Here is a 17,624-nt window from a genome sequence, read left to right on the forward strand (position 1 = left end):
CCCACAGGTCAGAGCCGGTCACGGTGCTGCTCACGCGGGGGAACTCCTGACCACCGCCGGGGAGACGCGGTGCCGGTCTAGGGCATTGAGCTTCGCCCTGTGTTGTCTCCGGCCGCTGACGCGGCCGGAGGGGTGCGGGCTCGCTGGCGCTCACCCGAAACTCTGACTTGCGTTGCCTGCTCGGTCACTCGCATATTTCCAGGTCACAGGCCTGCCTGTCGCGTACCCCCAGGTCAGACCGGCGTGTCACCCCACCCCGCCTACGACCAAGCCCTAGCGGCCCCGCACCCACCACCACCACCACCACAGCAGCAGCAGGCCGCCTCGACACCCAGGGCCCCGGCAAAGTCGTGATGGGTGGGGGCTGAGCTGCGGTGACGTGCGGGGTGGGTGCGGACACAGGCTTGGCGTGATCATGAGGGTGTCGAATCCTTGCTCACGTCAGGAAGCCTGTGTCCGCAGTGTCAGTGTCTCCGATCGTTGCTGCTCTGGAAGGCCTGGAGGTCGGTCCTGACGCGGGGAGAGCCGCGCCGGTCGGTGAGGCGGCGGGGTTGTCGCTGGTGGAGGCCCTGTCGCGAGTGCCGGACCCGCGGAAACCACGCGGTGTCCGCCACGGTGTCCTCGCGGTGTTGCTACTGGGGGCGTGCGCGGTGTTGGCGGGGGCCCGGTCGTTCACCGCGATCGCCGAGTACGCCCATGACGTCGGCCGCGCCGTGCTGGACGTGCTCGGGGTGGGCGCGGTCGCTCCGCACGAGTCGACCATCCGCCGGGTCCTGCAACGGGTCGACGCCTCGGCGCTGGAGGCGGCGTTGCAGTCCTGGGTGTTGCCCCAGCTCAGCGCCCAGCCGGCGGCGGAGGGCACACCCCGGCGAGAACAGCGTCGCGTGCTGGCCTTGGACGGCAAGACCCTGCGCGGCGCCCGCGTCCGTGCCGCCGACGGCAGGGTCTGGCTCCCGCATCTGGTGTCGGTGCTCGACCAGACCAGCGGTGGCGTGCTCGGCCAGGTTCAGGTCGCAGAGAAGGGCAGCGAGATCACCGCGTTCACCGCGCTGCTCGACCCCCTCGACCTCGACGATGTACTGGTCACCGCGGACGCTCTGCACACCCAGCGAGCCCACGCCGACTACCTACACCGCCGCGGCGGGCACTACCTGATGACGATCAAAGCGAACCAGCCCACGCTGCTGGCACGGGTACGGGCGCTGCCCTGGACCCAGATCGGCGTCGCTGATCGTCAACGCGGACGCGGACACGGCCGCGTCGAGACCCGCACGATCAGCATGGTCAGCCTGCCCCCCTGCCCCGACCCAGGGCCCCGGCAAAGTCGTGATAGACGGTGGGAACCGTCCCCCGCGGCCTTCTGATTGCCGCACTGCACCTGTCTGTGACCAGCTATAGCGCCGCGCGGCGCCGCAACGGTGCCGCGTGTCACGGCCCACCACAAGATCATCTAGCGACTTTGCCGGGGCCCTGCCTCGACACCGACCTCGCACGCCGCCGCCCGCGTTTTCATTAAGAAAACGCCTAACTGTCTGCGCCGTGAACCGGCGCCCCGGCACCGCGACCGGCCCCGAACCGGAGCCCACCGCCGACGACCATCAGATGATGCATGGGTCCTGTGGCCGTTGATCTTCGGTGGCGATCCGCCACCGAAGAGGCCCGCCAGGCCGACAGCGCTCGCCTACACCGCGCTCGACACCACCAACCAAGATCAACAGCCACCACACCTATGCACAGTGCTGTGATCGCCGGGCCGGGTGCCGATTCCGCGCCGACGTTTCACCCCCGGACGCGGCGCCCCCGGAAGACGGCCACGGCCCCGCCTGCGGCGGAGAAAGCTAGACACTTAGCCCGGCTAAGTGGGTAACGCAAAAGCCGGGGTCCCGTAGAGCGGGGCGCTGCGCTGAGCCGAACAACCCCGGGCTGCCGCGCCGCTTCCGGTCCTCACCCGCCAGAGCGCTGTCGTCGTATGATTGACGCGCTGGGTTGCGGGGTTGGCGGGCTCCGGTCCGGATCGACTTGCCCACGAATCTGCACAGCAGGCCAGGAGGCTTATTCACGCAGGTCATGGGCCGAGCGTCGATGCAGGTCAGCGCACCATGGGGCCAGCCTGCGTCAATATTGAAAAAGGCTCACTTAATCAGCTCCTGAATCAGGTCTCCTTCTTGTTGCTCCGATTTCGTCTCCACCGCCCCCATAACTTAACTTCAATAAAGTAAATAATTGGCGCCAGCAGAAGTCCGACTAGCAATGAGGCGGCGCAAGCGCGAAACGCAAGCATGGAGTTCCCGGAAAAAAGGGCCTCACGCTGAACAAGGAGGAGGACGGTCCCGAAGGCAACGCCGCGCCATAGAACAGCTGGCCTCCAATGGAACCAAACAAACAAATTAACCCTGGCTGCCCACGACTTCACGACTGCGAAAATCACCTCAAAAGGCGCTATGGCGGATGATGAAGGCCATGATCGCGGCAACAATCGCAGGCTTAGCGGCGTTAGCGGCAGCACGAAGCGGAGGTGGGGCTACCGTAAGAATGCACGTTCCTACTGCGCCCTCCACCATCCCCCTCGCCGTAGCATGCTTCCCTGAAACCAACAGCGAACCAATCTCAGTCCCAGCAGCCCCTCCAGCCACGCACACGCCCAAAGGGACAATCAAAGCCGCTAAGGCCGCTGGAAGTGCCCGGCTCCCGCCTCTTTCATCAACCTTCTGTGCGAGCCAAATATACTCAGCCTGTCCCGTCGGATCATTTGGATAAATAATCCTGGCTGCTTGCTCAGGGGGTGCCCCTGCTGGAACTGAGCGAAGCTTCTCAACGAGCTCATTCAAGCTATCATCTGCACCTGGAACAGCCCGGCTGATCGGCATGCCGGGCGAACTAAAATTCGCGGTAGGCGTAGCCATGATCACCGACGTCTCCGCCGTAGCAATCCCCGTGGCCGAACCCAGCGAAACCGCCACGACCAGCACAGTCCCGATAACGCGAGACGCGGATGCGAACTTCTTCGTTCTCATGGCCGCATCCGAGCACGCCCCCCCCCGTTGGTCAAGAACCACTACCAGCAGCAATCACACAAACACGCTCAGCACACTACGCACTACGGACAGATACGCCCAAACCAACCCAAACCGCCCACCCTCGCCGCAGTCAGTTGACCTTGACCTTGACCTTTTTCAAAGCATGGAACTACATACTGATGATCATGGCCGCTCCGCGACCACCCTCCCGGTGGGTCGGGCTGGCGCCCGACACCTCGACCGACCGTCAGCGAAGCAGGGTGGTTGAGGTGTCGGGCGCCAGCCCGACCCAGCGGAACTCACTCAACCATCCACACAACAGCAGGTCACAGCAATGACCGACTCGAGAACACCCCGGGGCAAGTCCAGAAGACGGCCCCGAAAACGATCTTGTGTTCTCTCGGGAGTAACAAAACCCCTCTCGGGAGTTACTGGGCCACCTGTCAGGCCGACAGTACCGAGGACACGCGACCTCAACGATAGCGCGACAACCCCCACATCCGCCGGATCGCGCATCGGGCGGATGCGGGGGCTCCTGCACACACCAAAACACCGTGCAGGCAGATACTAAATCCACCCTGCGGCACCTTTGAAACCGCACAACCAGTCACGTCAATACCGTTCCCAGCGCCACCCGCCCTAAAGCAAAAAGGCCCTCATTCGTAGCTCTGACAACGCCCAGCCCTCCGGCACCACAAGCGGCAGAAAAGGCGGCAGGGGAGCCCTCAGCAACACCTGTAGAGCGCCGCAATCTATAGCGCCGGAAACGCAACCACGCACCACCGAAAACCGTGACCACCGCCGCGCGCCACCCCAGCCCCCGACTCGTCACGCAGAGTGCGATTTCGGGGGATGTCCCGAAACGACCCCCAACCCGGGGCAACCCGGTACACCCGGTACACCTCGAACGTTCCTGCAGGCCACACGCACTTTTCCCCTGTACCGGGTTGAGGGGGTGTACCGGGTCAACCCGGTACACCCCCTCAACGAGCCTGGCGCTCACGCGAGCCGAAGAACGCCACACAGGCGGTTTGACCAGTACAAACAGCGGACAGTCGGCGCTCTGAGCGCCATCATCACGGAACGTGACCGATCCTGAGGTAGGGAGGGGTGGCGCGAGCCGGTTCGAGACTGGTGCTTGACAGGCGGTGCGGCGTCGTGTCTAGCTGGATAGGCAGTCCGGTGATCCCGCCGGGTTGCGGTCACCGCCCCGGGTAACAGCCCAAGGCGGCGACCTAACCGAACGACCTGTTAGGACAGGTGATCGGCTATGGGCCATGCTGCCCTTGGCGTCTGCACGTCTCCACCGGTGGGTGGAACTTTCCTTCCAGACTCCCCCGACAGTGACCATGATCCCGGCGTTGACCTGGGCTTTTCGTGGTGTCCGGATGGTCTGACCGAGCAGGTCATCGACCGTCTCTACGGCGACCTCCTCCACGATCCCGCACCGGCCGACGAGTCATCAGGTGAGCCGGACGCAGGGCGTCTGCTCGTACTCCCGCACCGGCGGCCTGTGGTCGTTTCTGCTGGTCAGCGGACTGTTTCGAGTGGTGAGGCGGCATGAACGCCCTGCTTCACCGTGTCGCTGCGGCCGTCCGAGACCGGGCCGTCGAGCTCGGCGCCGTCGGCACGCTGCTCGCCGCGACGGTGGGCCTGACCTGGTGGTTCACCGCGCCGCTCGGCTTCGCCATCGGCTGGTGGATCGCCGCCGAGCTGCGCCTCCGGCGCGCCCGCCGCGCCAACCCGGGCTCAACCACCCGAGGCGAGCCGCCTACCGCACACGCCGTCTCATCGGCCGCTGTATCGCCCACTGAACGGGTTTCGGCTGGTCAGCAGGTCGAAGGGAGGGCCGGGGCGTGACCGCCGCATCTTCTTCCTCGACCTCGTGGGCAGCGGCGCGGGCAGCCGAGCGACGTGAGAGCCGCGCTCTGGACGCCCGCCTGGACCGGGAGGCCGCCGACGCTGCCGCGCAGCGACGGATCACCGAGCAGAACGCCCGCCGCGACCGCGCCCAGGCCGACCGCGAAGCGGCTGAACGTCGACGGGCCGAGCAGCGACAGGCACGCGGCGCCGCACGGGCCGCAGCCCGCACCCGCACGCTGACCTGGGCATCCACCCACGTCGTCGAGTTGCTGATCTACCCGATCGCGCTCCTGTCCTTCGCCCTAGCCGCACCCGCGCTGGCCGCCTACGGACAGACCATCTACGGCCCGCTCGGTGTCCTGCTGGCCGGGATCACCGAACTCGGCATGTGGGCCTTCGCCCTCGCCATCGTCGCCTCCCGCCACCAAGCCCCGGACCGGCCGGTGGCCGGATTGCAGGCCGGGGTGGTGCTGTTCTCCCTGGTCGCAGCCGGGATGAACCTGCTCCACGGCCTCGACCAGGGCTGGACAGCCGCCGTGGTGATGGCGGTCGTGTCCATCGCAGGCGTCGCAGCGCACCAGCTCACCCTGGCCGGAGCACCGCGCCCGCGGGCCGAGCGCCGGGAAAGCCGGCTCAAGGCGCTGGTGGCGTCGAAGACCGACCGCGCACGGCGCCTCGCCGCCCGCGACGCCGTCGCGGTCATCGCGGCGGACGGGACCGCCGAGCTGGCCTACCGGCCCGGGACCTACCAGGTCCACCGACGGTCCCTGGCCGCGACGACGGCGCCGGGACGACCGGTCACACCGGTCACTATCGATCGCACCGACGACTGGGACTGGGCACTCGCCGACCTCGTCGAAGGCGCGGGCTGCGTCGGCTCCCGGCTCACCGACGACCTCGACTACGAGGCCGACCCGGCCCTCGACTACCTCGGCTCCGGGGTCGACTCGCACCCCGACGATGATCATGGGGGCGGTGTCGCCGTCCTCGACCATCGACCGGAGGAGTCGAGCTGGGAGTCGAGGTCTGACCTGCGACAGTCGACCCACCCAAGATCATCGTCGACCCTCGGAGTCGACCCCGACCATGATCTTGAACCCGCCTCGACCGGCCGCACCCTCGATGATCTTCGCCAGCTCCTCCGCGCCGCTGTCGCCGACGGTCGGGTCGACCCCGGTTCGGCCGAGTCCATCCGCCGCGCCCTGCGCTGCTCGGCCGCGCGTGCCCGCCAACTCCGCGACGAGGTCCGTGGCGAGACCGGAGGCACGCGATGACCGACGACGACCGCGAGAAGAACAAGAAGGTCGGCGGCGCCAGCCCAGCCCACCACGCGTCATCAGGGGACAACAGGCTGGCGCCGGTCATCACCCTGCACCACCGGCCCGACAACCACCACCCCGCCGCCGAGGACACGGTCGTCATCGAGGGCGAGATCGTCGACCAGGCATGCGGCCCGCAGACAGACACCGCCTCGACGCCGGGAACCGACGTGGTGGTGTCGCGGCGGGACTTCTACCGCTCCGACCTGCACGCCGCAGGCCGGAGCGCCCTCGCCGCCGCGACCCACCCCGTCACCGTCACCAGCACGAAAGCCCTGGTCCGCAACACCTTCTATGTGTTCTCCGGCGCCGGAGTCCTCATCCAGCGCTGGCGCGACACCCACGGCACCAGCCGGTATGAGCGGCAGATGCGCGCCGCCGAGGCAGCCGGGGACCAGGACCGCCTGTTGGAGTGGGAGGCCCGCGACGTCGCCGAAAAGGCCCGGCGCCATGGCCGGGTCATGGACTGGATCAACGCCCCGCTGGCCTGGGTGCGCGCTGCCGGGGTCGGCGCGCTGATCGCGCTCGGGATGCTCCTCGGCCTCGGCGCTGTTCTCGCCATCGCCGCGAAAGACATCTCCCTGGTCATCACCCCCATCACCGGGGTCATCGACACGGTCGCCTGGACCGTCACCTTCGTGACCGTCTACGCCACCGCCCTCACCAGCGTGGCGCTGGGCGGGGCCGTGGTCGGGCTGTGGGCGCTCGGGAAGGCCCGCACCGAGGCACCCACCTGGACCACCCCGCCCGCTGACGTCGAGGACGACGTCACCGGGCGGGGCGTGATCGTCGACGAAAGCGCCGTGGTCAACGCGCTGCGCAACCTCGGCCTGAGCGCACTCAACAGCAAGTTCAAGCAAGGCTGGACACCCCGCTGGAACCTCCCACCCGTCCACGACGGGCGCGGCTGGCACTGCCAGTTCCTGCTGCCTGAGGGCGTCACCGTGGAGATGCTCAACAAACGCAAAGACGTCCTCGCCCACAACCTGCTGCGCCTCCCGGTGGAGGTGTGGCCCACCGAACCGAAGGACAAGCCCGGCGTGCTGGACCTGTGGGTTGCTGACCAGGGAAGCCTCACGAAACCGGTCGCGCCGTGGCCGCTGCTGCACGACGGGACCACCGACTACTTCACCGGTGTCCCCGTCGGCGTCACCCCACGCTCCGACCTGGTCACCGGACGACTGTTCGGCACCAACTGGGGCATCGCCGGAATGATGGGCTCCGGCAAATCCACCCTCATCATCAACGTCCTCGCCGGAGCCATCCTCGACCCACTCGTCGAGATCGACATCTACTGCATGGCCCACAACGCCGACTACGACCCCTTCGCCCCCGTCGCCCGCACCCTGTTCGTCTCCGACGACCCGGACAAGGTGCCGACCGTCCTCGACGGCCTCAAGCAGCTGATGTCGGAGCTGTCGCAACGAGGACGGAAACTGTCCGCAGCCGGGGAACCGAAGCTGACGCGCAAGCTCGCCGCCAGCGATCGGTCGATGCGCCCGCGTGTGGTCGTCATCGACGAGTGCCAGGAGCTGTTCGTCTCTCCCGTCGGCTCCGAGGCCGCCAAGCTGGTCGCCAAGATCGTCGCGAAGGCACGCAAGTACGGCGTCACGTTGCTGTTCGCCACGCCGGTCCCATCAGCGGAGTCCCTGCCCCGGGCGGTGGCGAAGGTCCTGTCCAACCGGGCGTGCTTCGCCATCGGCGACCACCAGGGCAACGACGCCATCCTCGGCACGGGAAAGCACACCGCCGGCATCACCGCCACCACCCTGCAACCCATGACCGTGGGCAGCGACGGCACCGTCGATCTCGGGGACCTCGGCACCGCCATGACCACCGGCTTCGGCCCCCGGGACGGGTTGATGCGCTGCTTCTACATCCAACGCGGTGACGGCGTTGACGAGTTGACGCCGATCGGCGAGCGGGCGGTGAAACTGCGCGAGGAGGCCGGGCTTACCACCGGACCGGCGCAGCCCCCGGCGGCGTCCGCGCGGCGGGACCTCCTGGAGGACCTGCTCCACGTCCTTCACGGGCACAAACGGATGCGCACCCAGGAAGCCCTCGCCGCGCTCACCGAACTCGACCGCGCCCACTACGGGTCGTGGACCTTCACCCGCCTCGCCGAGGAACTACCCGCCGACGCGCGGCCCTACAAGTCCGACGGAGTCATGGTCCTCAGCGCCGCACGCCTCCACGAAGCCCACACCGACGCCACCCACGAATCCATCACCGACAGTGATGAATTCGGGCCTGGTCAGAAGGACTACTTCTAGAGGGAGGCGGCCAGGGAGGCGTCAGGGAGGCAGGGAGTTCTCCCTCCCCCTCCCTGACCGGTCCCTGACGCCTCCCTCCCTGGGATGACCTGCACCGACAGTCACCCAGGGACCCCAGGGACCCACCCCCTCCAACACCCCTCTGAAACCCGCAGTTGAGCAGGGACGGAGGCACTTCGGTGCCTCCCTCCCTCCCCTTCGCCATGCTCAAAACAGGAGACCTCATGCACACCCACAGTCACCATCCTGAAACACCGGAACCACCGGAACCGCTCCCGTCCCGGGCCCTGGCGATCCCCATCCCACGCCTGCCCGACCCGGACCGGGCCGAGGCCCTGGACGTCATCGGACACCTCGACCCGGCCGTCCTCGCCGCCGTCCTCGGACGAGCGCAGCCGTCGGCGCCGCTATTGGTCGCCGCCCGGGTCGGGGTCGAGGTCGCCGACCTGCGCCACGCCCACTGGACCGCGCTGCGCGACGCCAGCAAGGCCATGTCGATCGCCTACCGCGCCGCGGGGCTCGCCCGGCAGCCGTCCCTGGCCGAACTCATGCGCCGCCGCTACCCGCCCCACGGCGACCCGGCCCGATGGGCGCGCGGGGACGCAGCATGACCGCCACCGCCGCAGCCCAGCAGCTGGTCGTGGGCAAGTCGACCCGGACCACAGCACGCCCCCAGGGCGGGCGAGGACCGGAAGCGACGCGGCAGCACCCACCGGCCACGCACCGGCTGTCGCGGCTCGCGGTCCAGGTCGCCGACGGACGCGAACTCGCCGTCCTGGTCGACGACCCCTGGCGCGGGCGCTGGTACTGGCGGGCCGATCTGACCGACATGCAGACCGCCTCGGCCCGCTACCCGGACGGCCACCCGGCAGCAGAGCTGCGCGCCTACGCCCCGACCGAGACCTGGACCGAACACCCCGCCGAGCCCGACGTCACCGGACGCCTCTGGCGACACCACCCGACCACCGCAACACCCGCAACCACCTTCAGGAGGAGCACGTGAACACCCACGACCACGACGAACCCACAGGTCAGGCCGAAGGTTCCCGATCCGGCACCTTCGACACACCGACACCCGAGCCCCCGAACAGCACCACCAGCAACGACGTGGACGGGGCGGTGATCCTCGACGACCTCGAAACCGCCCTCCGGCGTTACGTGGCGCTGCCCTCCGACGCCGCCGTCGTCGGCGTGGTGCTGTGGATCGCCGCGACCCACGCCCAGCCCGCCTGGGCACACGCACCCCGCCTGGTCGTGCGGGCGCCGGAGAAGCGCTGCGGGAAATCCCGCCTCCTCGACGTCGTCGAAGGCACCTGCCACCAACCGTTCATCACCGTCAACGCCACCCCCGCAGCGGTCTACCGCTCCATCACCACAGACCCACCCACCATGCTCGTCGACGAAGCCGACACGATCTTCGGACCCGCAGCCACCGGCCACGAAGACCTCCGCGGCCTGCTCAACGCCGGACACCAACGCAACCGCCCCGCCAAGCGCTACGACCTCGCCAAAAACCGCGTCGAGTCCATCTCCACGTTCGCGATGGCCGCCCTGGCCGGGATCGGACGCATGCCCGACACCATCGAAGACCGCGCCGTGGTCGTCCAGATGCGCCGCAGAGCACCCGGAGAGCAGGTGGCGCCGTATCGACACCGCCGCGACCGGCCACGCCTCCAGAAGCTCGCTGAACGCCTGCACAGCTGGCTCCGCGACGACCTGCCCACCCTCGAAGCCGCCGAACCCGTGATGCCGGTCGAGGACCGGGCCGCCGACACCTGGGAACCGCTGATCGCGGTCGCCGACCACGCCGGCGGGCACTGGCCCGACCGCGCCCGCACAGCGATCCTCGCCCTCCAGGACGAAGACACCGGCGACGACCGGTCCGAACGCATCCGGCTGCTCGCCGACTGCCACGCAGCGTTCGGGGATGAGCAGGCGTTGCCGACAATGCGGCTCCTCCAACAGCTCCGAGCCGACCCGGAGGCACCGTGGGCGGACTACGGACCACGCGGCGAAGGACTCACCGCTCGACGACTCGGTGTCCTGCTCGCCGAGTACGACATTCAGTCCACACAGATGCGGCTCCCCGGACTAGGGAAGACCAGGGGCTTCCATCGCGACGCGTTCACCGACGCCTGGCGGCGCTACACGCCCGACCTGGTCACTGACAGCGACGATAAGTGTCAGATGGTCGTCGAGTCGACATCGTAGCTGGCCAGGGCGCATTCAGGGCGATCTTCGGCTCGTGTGAGCGCCAGGCTCGTTGAGGGGGTGTACCGGGTCGACCCGGTACACCCCCTCAACCCGGTACAGGAAAAATAGAGGTGCTACCTGGGGAAATAGCCAGGGTGTACCGGGTGTACCGGGTTGCCCCGGGTTGAGGGCTGTTTTGGGACATCCCCTGAAATCTCACTCTGCGTGACCACTCGGAGAGCACTCTCGGAACCTGAGCTCCCTCGACACCGCAGGCACTCAGGGCGGTCAAGAGTGCCACAACAGCGCCATAATGCCCCCTCACGTCCTCGCTGCCGGGCGAATCATGCCTGTCCGGTACCAGAGGACCCCTGATGACTCTCCGACGATCTGAGGGGTCAGAAGGCTGCCTTGAGTACGCGGCGGGCGGCGGACGCGTGCACTCGTTGCGGCTCGTCCCATTCACCGTGTTGCCGCGCTTCGTAGATCAGGTACCCGACTGCGTCCCGGGTTTCGCCGGTGGCTTCGGCGATCTGCTTGTAGGTGAGTCCTTGGTCGCGCAGCGCGGTGACGCGGGCGCGGCGGGCTTTGGCGCGGGCGAGGTACTCCGCGCGGGGTTCGGCGGCGATGGCGCGCACGGTGCGTTCGGAGACCCCGGCGCGGGCGGCGACCTCGCGGGCGGTGCGTTTGCGGCGTCGGGGGTTCAGCGCTCCCATCCGAACGCCTCCCGCTCCACACGACCACGAAGCTGTCCCGTCTGTGCCGCCTTCAGCTCGCCCCTTTTGTGCCCGCGTGCGGTTTGGATGGCGTGGAAGGTCTCCTCGTAGGCCTTCGGGCCGTTCCGCCAGAGCCGGGAGCGGGTCAGGATCCAGCGGCTGATCGAGTCCGCGATCGCCCGCACCTCCGCCGCCGGGAGCGGGTCGCTGAACCCCTGGTTGCGCTCGACCGCTCCGGCCCGGATCGCGGCCTCCAGCCCGTCCGGGTCGCCAAAGTGGTGACGAACCTCCCGGTAGGCCCACCGCCGCGCGCCGGTGAACAACGCGCAGTTCCGCCCCGGACCCGACGGGTCGAGCAGATGGGCTTTGCGGCGCATCCAGCCCGGCTCGGGCATCGACCCCGACGCCGCCAGGGGGGCGTGGAGCTCGTCGAGGCTGTAGCGGTGGTAGTGCACGTGATGGGCGTTCCAGCGCGGGTGGAACGGGTTCTTCGTCAGCAGCCCGCCGTAGTCCCGATCCCCACCCGTGGCCCGGCGTAGCCCTTCCAGCACCGAGGTCAGATACGCCAGCGGCTTGAGCCGGGCGTAGTCGGTCGTGGTCACCGGCTCGGCCAGCACCCACCCCAGGTGGGCATGCCCGTTGACCGGATTGCTGATGATCAGATTCGGCAACGCGTGACTGTCCCGGGTCGAGAGCCCGCGCAGCTCGGCGTCCGGCTCGTCGCAGTCGATCACCACCAGGTTCACCATCCCCGCGCAGTTGGCCTCCAGCAGCTCCCGAGCAAGCGCCCGCCGCCGCGACATCCGGTACACCCCACGCGACGGATCATCCGCCGCGAACGGCCGACGCGGAAGCCACAACCCGTCCCACGCCTCCCACGCATCCAGATCCGCCGCAGCCAGAACCTCCTCCACCGCAGCCGACACCGGAACCGGACCGGACGGGGGCGCCCCCGCAGCGGGGGCGGGGGGCAGCTCGGGCACGGGGGCCTCCGGACAGGGTGGGGAGCGGCTTCAGGGCGAGGAGCTACGCGCTCTCCTTCTGCGCGTGCGCGGAACATCTGACTTGGCTTCGCGCCTAGTCTGCAAGCTAGTGCCTAGTCTGCAACCTGTCTCTAACGACACGCGGGCGGCGTGGCGACGTAAAGCCAGGCCGTACTGATCTACTCCGCGCATGCTCTTCCGGACCGCTACCGCTGATCGGCTTCGTCCGTCGACGGACCCGCGCTCGGTGAGATTCCCGCGGGGCGTCGGGCTTCTTGCTGCGGCCATCGGCGTCCTGACCATCCTCAGCGCCGGGACTGCTCTCGCTCAGACCGGGCCGCCGCCACCCACCAGCCCAGAACTGGGCAAAGCTAACGAGTTGATGGCGTTGCCTGCCGCCGCGTTCGTCACAGCCGACAAGACCTCACCGGGGCGGCCGTTCAACCTCCGCACCGACGGCTGCAGCGGCCCCATCAATCCGGCCTATTTCAAAGACGCCTGCATTCAGCATGACTTCGCCTACCGCAACTACGGAAAATCCGATGGCGGACTCGGCCTAGCGCTCACCGAAGCAGCCCGCTCTTACGCTGACGAACGCTTCCGCGTAGAGCTGAACCGATCCTGCGAAGCCTGGGCAATTCCCGCCACCACCGCAGAAGACTGCCTCAATCAAGCTGCACTGGCCTACACCGCCGTTCGCTCCGAAGGAAGCAACGCCTTCTTCGGGCGCTAAGCCCGACGAGCTGACTTACTGATCATCACATCATAAACAATCGCAGAAAAAACCAGAAAGGCAATCGCTGCCGTCGACAACCACTTCCCCGCGACCATGGAGAAGTTCACATCAACATGGGCAGCTGTCACGCAGCGCGCGTAGAGAGCAGCAAAGAACCCTACGGTCGCAAAAATAGGGATGAAAACAACATATCGCTGGTCGCCGCTTGCGCTGCGCTTCAACTTCCACACGTACCGCAGGGCAACCACTAAAATCACAGCACCGAAGATTCCCAGGCTCAGCTCAACTCCATAAGGAACAGCAGGAGCGGGTCCCCACAGATGCGACGGATGCACACGTCCCTCCGGTGACGACAAGTCACCGATGAGAACCCAGAAGAAGGCGAACGCACCCAACGCTCCACCCGCTGAAACCAATTTCATCATCGCCCATCGCCCCCGCGCTTCCTCGGCTCAGCCCATCCTCGGCACGCCTCAGCCAGACACTCCTCGTCGCAGGCCACCGACGCCAGCGCAGCGACCCCACCCCAGCGGGGACCACTCCTTTGCGGCGCCCACTTAGCCGGAGCTATGTGCATAGCTTGCCTCCGACGCAGGCGGGCCCAGCCGACCGCGCCGCTGCTGGTCGCCATACGCCGTCGTCGAACTCGTCCGCGGCGAGTGGGTACCGCGACGTCCACAAACGCCCCCAGATCGCCGTAGCCGCCTCAAACGGCAGACCCCCGACTAGGTATAGCCCGGGGACGGAAACCCGGGCTCACAGAGGCTCTCAGAGCCCCGGGGAGAGGCATCCAGGGTGACGCCCGGGGGAACCCACAGGTCAGAGCCGGTCACGGTGCTGCTCACGCGGGGGAACTCCTGACCACCGCCGGGGAGACGCGGTGCCGGTCTAGGGCATTGAGCTTCGCCCTGTGTTGTCTCCGGCCGCTGACGCGGCCGGAGGGGTGCGGGCTCGCTGGCGCTCACCCGAAACTCTGACTTGCGTTGCCTGCTCGGTCACTCGCATATTTCCAGGTCACAGGCCTGCCTGTCGCGTACCCCCAGGTCAGACCGGCGTGTCACCCCACCCCGCCTACGACCAAGCCCTAGCGGCCCCGCACCCACCACCACCACCACCACAGCAGCAGCAGGCCGCCTCGACACCCAGGGCCCCGGCAAAGTCGTGATGGGTGGGGGCTGAGCTGCGGTGACGTGCGGGGTGGGTGCGGACACAGGCTTGGCGTGATCATGAGGGTGTCGAATCCTTGCTCACGTCAGGAAGCCTGTGTCCGCAGTGTCAGTGTCTCCGATCGTTGCTGCTCTGGAAGGCCTGGAGGTCGGTCCTGACGCGGGGAGAGCCGCGCCGGTCGGTGAGGCGGCGGGGTTGTCGCTGGTGGAGGCCCTGTCGCGAGTGCCGGACCCGCGGAAACCACGCGGTGTCCGCCACGGTGTCCTCGCGGTGTTGCTACTGGGGGCGTGCGCGGTGTTGGCGGGGGCCCGGTCGTTCACCGCGATCGCCGAGTACGCCCATGACGTCGGCCGCGCCGTGCTGGACGTGCTCGGGGTGGGCGCGGTCGCTCCGCACGAGTCGACCATCCGCCGGGTCCTGCAACGGGTCGACGCCTCGGCGCTGGAGGCGGCGTTGCAGTCCTGGGTGTTGCCCCAGCTCAGCGCCCAGCCGGCGGCGGAGGGCACACCCCGGCGAGAACAGCGTCGCGTGCTGGCCTTGGACGGCAAGACCCTGCGCGGCGCCCGCGTCCGTGCCGCCGACGGCAGGGTCTGGCTCCCGCATCTGGTGTCGGTGCTCGACCAGACCAGCGGTGGCGTGCTCGGCCAGGTTCAGGTCGCAGAGAAGGGCAGCGAGATCACCGCGTTCACCGCGCTGCTCGACCCCCTCGACCTCGACGATGTACTGGTCACCGCGGACGCTCTGCACACCCAGCGAGCCCACGCCGACTACCTACACCGCCGCGGCGGGCACTACCTGATGACGATCAAAGCGAACCAGCCCACGCTGCTGGCACGGGTACGGGCGCTGCCCTGGACCCAGATCGGCGTCGCTGATCGTCAACGCGGACGCGGACACGGCCGCGTCGAGACCCGCACGATCAGCATGGTCAGCCTGCCCCCCTGCCCCGACCCAGGGCCCCGGCAAAGTCGTGATAGACGGTGGGAACCGTCCCCCGCGGCCTTCTGATTGCCGCACTGCACCTGTCTGTGACCAGCTATAGCGCCGCGCGGCGCCGCAACGGTGCCGCGTGTCACGGCCCACCACAAGATCATCTAGCGACTTTGCCGGGGCCCTGCCTCGACACCGACCTCGCACGCCGCCGCCCGCGTTTTCATTAAGAAAACGCCTAACTGTCTGCGCCGTGAACCGGCGCCCCGGCACCGCGACCGGCCCCGAACCGGAGCCCACCGCCGACGACCATCAGATGATGCATGGGTCCTGTGGCCGTTGATCTTCGGTGGCGATCCGCCACCGAAGAGGCCCGCCAGGCCGACAGCGCTCGCCTACACCGCGCTCGACACCACCAACCAAGATCAACAGCCACCACACCTATGCACAGTGCTGTGATCGCCGGGCCGGGTGCCGATTCCGCGCCGACGTTTCACCCCCGGACGCGGCGCCCCCGGAAGACGGCCACGGCCCCGCCTGCGGCGGAGAAAGCTAGACACTTAGCCCGGCTAAGTGGGTAACGCAAAAGCCGGGGTCCCGTAGAGCGGGGCGCTGCGCTGAGCCGAACAACCCCGGGCTGCCGCGCCGCTTCCGGTCCTCACCCGCCAGAGCGCTGTCGTCGTATGATTGACGCGCTGGGTTGCGGGGTTGGCGGGCTCCGGTCCGGATCGACTTGCCCACGAATCTGCACAGCAGGCCAGGAGGCTTATTCACGCAGGTCATGGGCCGAGCGTCGATGCAGGTCAGCGCACCATGGGGCCAGCCTGCGTCAATATTGAAAAAGGCTCACTTAATCAGCTCCTGAATCAGGTCTCCTTCTTGTTGCTCCGATTTCGTCTCCACCGCCCCCATAACTTAACTTCAATAAAGTAAATAATTGGCGCCAGCAGAAGTCCGACTAGCAATGAGGCGGCGCAAGCGCGAAACGCAAGCATGGAGTTCCCGGAAAAAAGGGCCTCACGCTGAACAAGGAGGAGGACGGTCCCGAAGGCAACGCCGCGCCATAGAACAGCTGGCCTCCAATGGAACCAAACAAACAAATTAACCCTGGCTGCCCACGACTTCACGACTGCGAAAATCACCTCAAAAGGCGCTATGGCGGATGATGAAGGCCATGATCGCGGCAACAATCGCAGGCTTAGCGGCGTTAGCGGCAGCACGAAGCGGAGGTGGGGCTACCGTAAGAATGCACGTTCCTACTGCGCCCTCCACCATCCCCCTCGCCGTAGCATGCTTCCCTGAAACCAACAGCGAACCAATCTCAGTCCCAGCAGCCCCTCCAGCCACGCACACGCCCAAAGGGACAATCAAAGCCGCTAAGGCCGCTGGAAGTGCCCGGCTCCCGCCTCTTTCATCAACCTTCTGTGCGAGCCAAATATACTCAGCCTGTCCCGTCGGATCATTTGGATAAATAATCCTGGCTGCTTGCTCAGGGGGTGCCCCTGCTGGAACTGAGCGAAGCTTCTCAACGAGCTCATTCAAGCTATCATCTGCACCTGGAACAGCCCGGCTGATCGGCATGCCGGGCGAACTAAAATTCGCGGTAGGCGTAGCCATGATCACCGACGTCTCCGCCGTAGCAATCCCCGTGGCCGAACCCAGCGAAACCGCCACGACCAGCACAGTCCCGATAACGCGAGACGCGGATGCGAACTTCTTCGTTCTCATGGCCGCATCCGAGCACGCCCCCCCCCGTTGGTCAAGAACCACTACCAGCAGCAATCACACAAACACGCTCAGCACACTACGCACTACGGACAGATACGCCCAAACCAACCCAAACCGCCCACCCTCGCCGCAGTCAGTTGACCTTGACCTTGACCTTTTTCAAAGCATGGAACTACATACTGATGATCATGGCCGCTCCGCGACCACCCTCCCGGTGGGTCGGGCTGGCGCCCGACACCTCGACCGACCGTCAGCGAAGCAGGGTGGTTGAGGTGTCGGGCGCCAGCCCGACCCAGCGGAACTCACTCAACCATCCACACAACAGCAGGTCACAGCAATGACCGACTCGAGAACACCCCGGGGCAAGTCCAGAAGACGGCCCCGAAAACGATCTTGTGTTCTCTCGGGAGTAACAAAACCCCTCTCGGGAGTTACTGGGCCACCTGTCAGGCCGACAGTACCGAGGACACGCGACCTCAACGATAGCGCGACAACCCCCACATCCGCCGGATCGCGCATCGGGCGGATGCGGGGGCTCCTGCACACACCAAAACACCGTGCAGGCAGATACTAAATCCACCCTGCGGCACCTTTGAAACCGCACAACCAGTCACGTCAATACCGTTCCCAGCGCCACCCGCCCTAAAGCAAAAAGGCCCTCATTCGTAGCTCTGACAACGCCCAGCCCTCCGGCACCAC

General features: G+C 67.2%; 12 protein-coding genes. 9 read left to right on the plus strand and 3 right to left on the minus strand.

Annotated elements, in window-relative coordinates; genetic code table 11:
* The first annotated feature begins 467 nt into the window (after nucleotides 1-467).
* From KPL59_RS12950 to KPL59_RS12980, 7 genes are all read left to right on the plus strand, one after another.
* Nucleotides 468-1,364 (plus strand): ISAs1 family transposase, encoded by an 897-nt coding sequence (locus tag KPL59_RS12950; RefSeq protein ID WP_226360925.1) that lies wholly within the window; start codon nucleotides 468-470, stop codon nucleotides 1,362-1,364.
* A gap of 3,213 nt (nucleotides 1,365-4,577) precedes the next feature.
* The gene (locus KPL59_RS12955) at nucleotides 4,578-4,877 is read left to right on the plus strand and encodes a hypothetical protein (protein WP_226360926.1); all 300 of its coding nucleotides are present in this window, start codon (nucleotides 4,578-4,580) and stop codon (nucleotides 4,875-4,877) included.
* A complete protein-coding gene (locus tag KPL59_RS12960; RefSeq protein ID WP_226360927.1) occupies nucleotides 4,874-6,154 on the plus strand; it encodes a hypothetical protein in 1,281 nt (426 codons plus the stop codon). Before KPL59_RS12955 ends, KPL59_RS12960 begins: the two co-directional genes overlap by 4 nt.
* The gene (locus tag KPL59_RS12965) at nucleotides 6,151-8,472 is read left to right on the plus strand and encodes a cell division protein FtsK (RefSeq protein ID WP_226360928.1); all 2,322 of its coding nucleotides are present in this window, start codon (nucleotides 6,151-6,153) and stop codon (nucleotides 8,470-8,472) included. Before KPL59_RS12960 ends, KPL59_RS12965 begins: the two co-directional genes overlap by 4 nt.
* 224 nt (nucleotides 8,473-8,696) lie before the next feature.
* The gene (locus KPL59_RS12970; protein ID WP_226360929.1) at nucleotides 8,697-9,083 is read left to right on the plus strand and encodes a hypothetical protein; all 387 of its coding nucleotides are present in this window, start codon (nucleotides 8,697-8,699) and stop codon (nucleotides 9,081-9,083) included.
* Nucleotides 9,080-9,475, plus strand: a complete 396-nt coding sequence (locus KPL59_RS12975) for a hypothetical protein (RefSeq protein WP_226360930.1) — start codon at nucleotides 9,080-9,082, stop codon at nucleotides 9,473-9,475. Before KPL59_RS12970 ends, KPL59_RS12975 begins: the two co-directional genes overlap by 4 nt.
* Nucleotides 9,472-10,683 (plus strand): DUF3631 domain-containing protein, encoded by a 1,212-nt coding sequence (locus KPL59_RS12980; protein ID WP_226360931.1) that lies wholly within the window; start codon nucleotides 9,472-9,474, stop codon nucleotides 10,681-10,683. Before KPL59_RS12975 ends, KPL59_RS12980 begins: the two co-directional genes overlap by 4 nt.
* A gap of 380 nt (nucleotides 10,684-11,063) precedes the next feature.
* On the opposite strand, the gene KPL59_RS12985 is transcribed toward KPL59_RS12980, so the two are convergent.
* Together KPL59_RS12985 and KPL59_RS12990 are read right to left on the minus strand one after the other, a co-directional pair.
* Nucleotides 11,064-11,381 (minus strand): hypothetical protein, encoded by a 318-nt coding sequence (locus KPL59_RS12985; protein WP_226360932.1) that lies wholly within the window; start codon nucleotides 11,379-11,381, stop codon nucleotides 11,064-11,066.
* Entirely contained in the window at nucleotides 11,369-12,184 is an 816-nt protein-coding gene (locus KPL59_RS12990) for a replication initiation protein (protein ID WP_226360935.1), read from the minus strand. Before KPL59_RS12990 ends, KPL59_RS12985 begins: the two co-directional genes overlap by 13 nt.
* Nucleotides 12,185-12,554: 370 nt before the next feature.
* On the opposite strand from KPL59_RS12990, the gene KPL59_RS12995 reads away from it, so the two are divergent.
* Nucleotides 12,555-13,097, plus strand: a complete 543-nt coding sequence (locus KPL59_RS12995) for a phospholipase A2 (RefSeq protein WP_226360933.1) — start codon at nucleotides 12,555-12,557, stop codon at nucleotides 13,095-13,097.
* Here KPL59_RS12995 and KPL59_RS13000 read toward each other — a convergent pair.
* On the minus strand, nucleotides 13,094-13,495 hold the full coding sequence (locus KPL59_RS13000) for a hypothetical protein (protein WP_226360934.1): 402 nt from the start codon (nucleotides 13,493-13,495) through the stop codon (nucleotides 13,094-13,096). The genes KPL59_RS12995 and KPL59_RS13000 overlap by 4 nt on opposite strands.
* An 883-nt stretch (nucleotides 13,496-14,378) precedes the next feature.
* Between KPL59_RS13000 and KPL59_RS13005 the strand changes: the two genes are divergently transcribed.
* On the plus strand, nucleotides 14,379-15,275 hold the full coding sequence (locus tag KPL59_RS13005; RefSeq protein WP_226360925.1) for an ISAs1 family transposase: 897 nt from the start codon (nucleotides 14,379-14,381) through the stop codon (nucleotides 15,273-15,275).
* Nucleotides 15,276-17,624: the final 2,349 nt, after the last annotated feature.

The organism is Pseudonocardia sp. ICBG1142 (assembly GCF_020496255.1).
Classification (GTDB): domain Bacteria; phylum Actinomycetota; class Actinomycetes; order Mycobacteriales; family Pseudonocardiaceae; genus Pseudonocardia.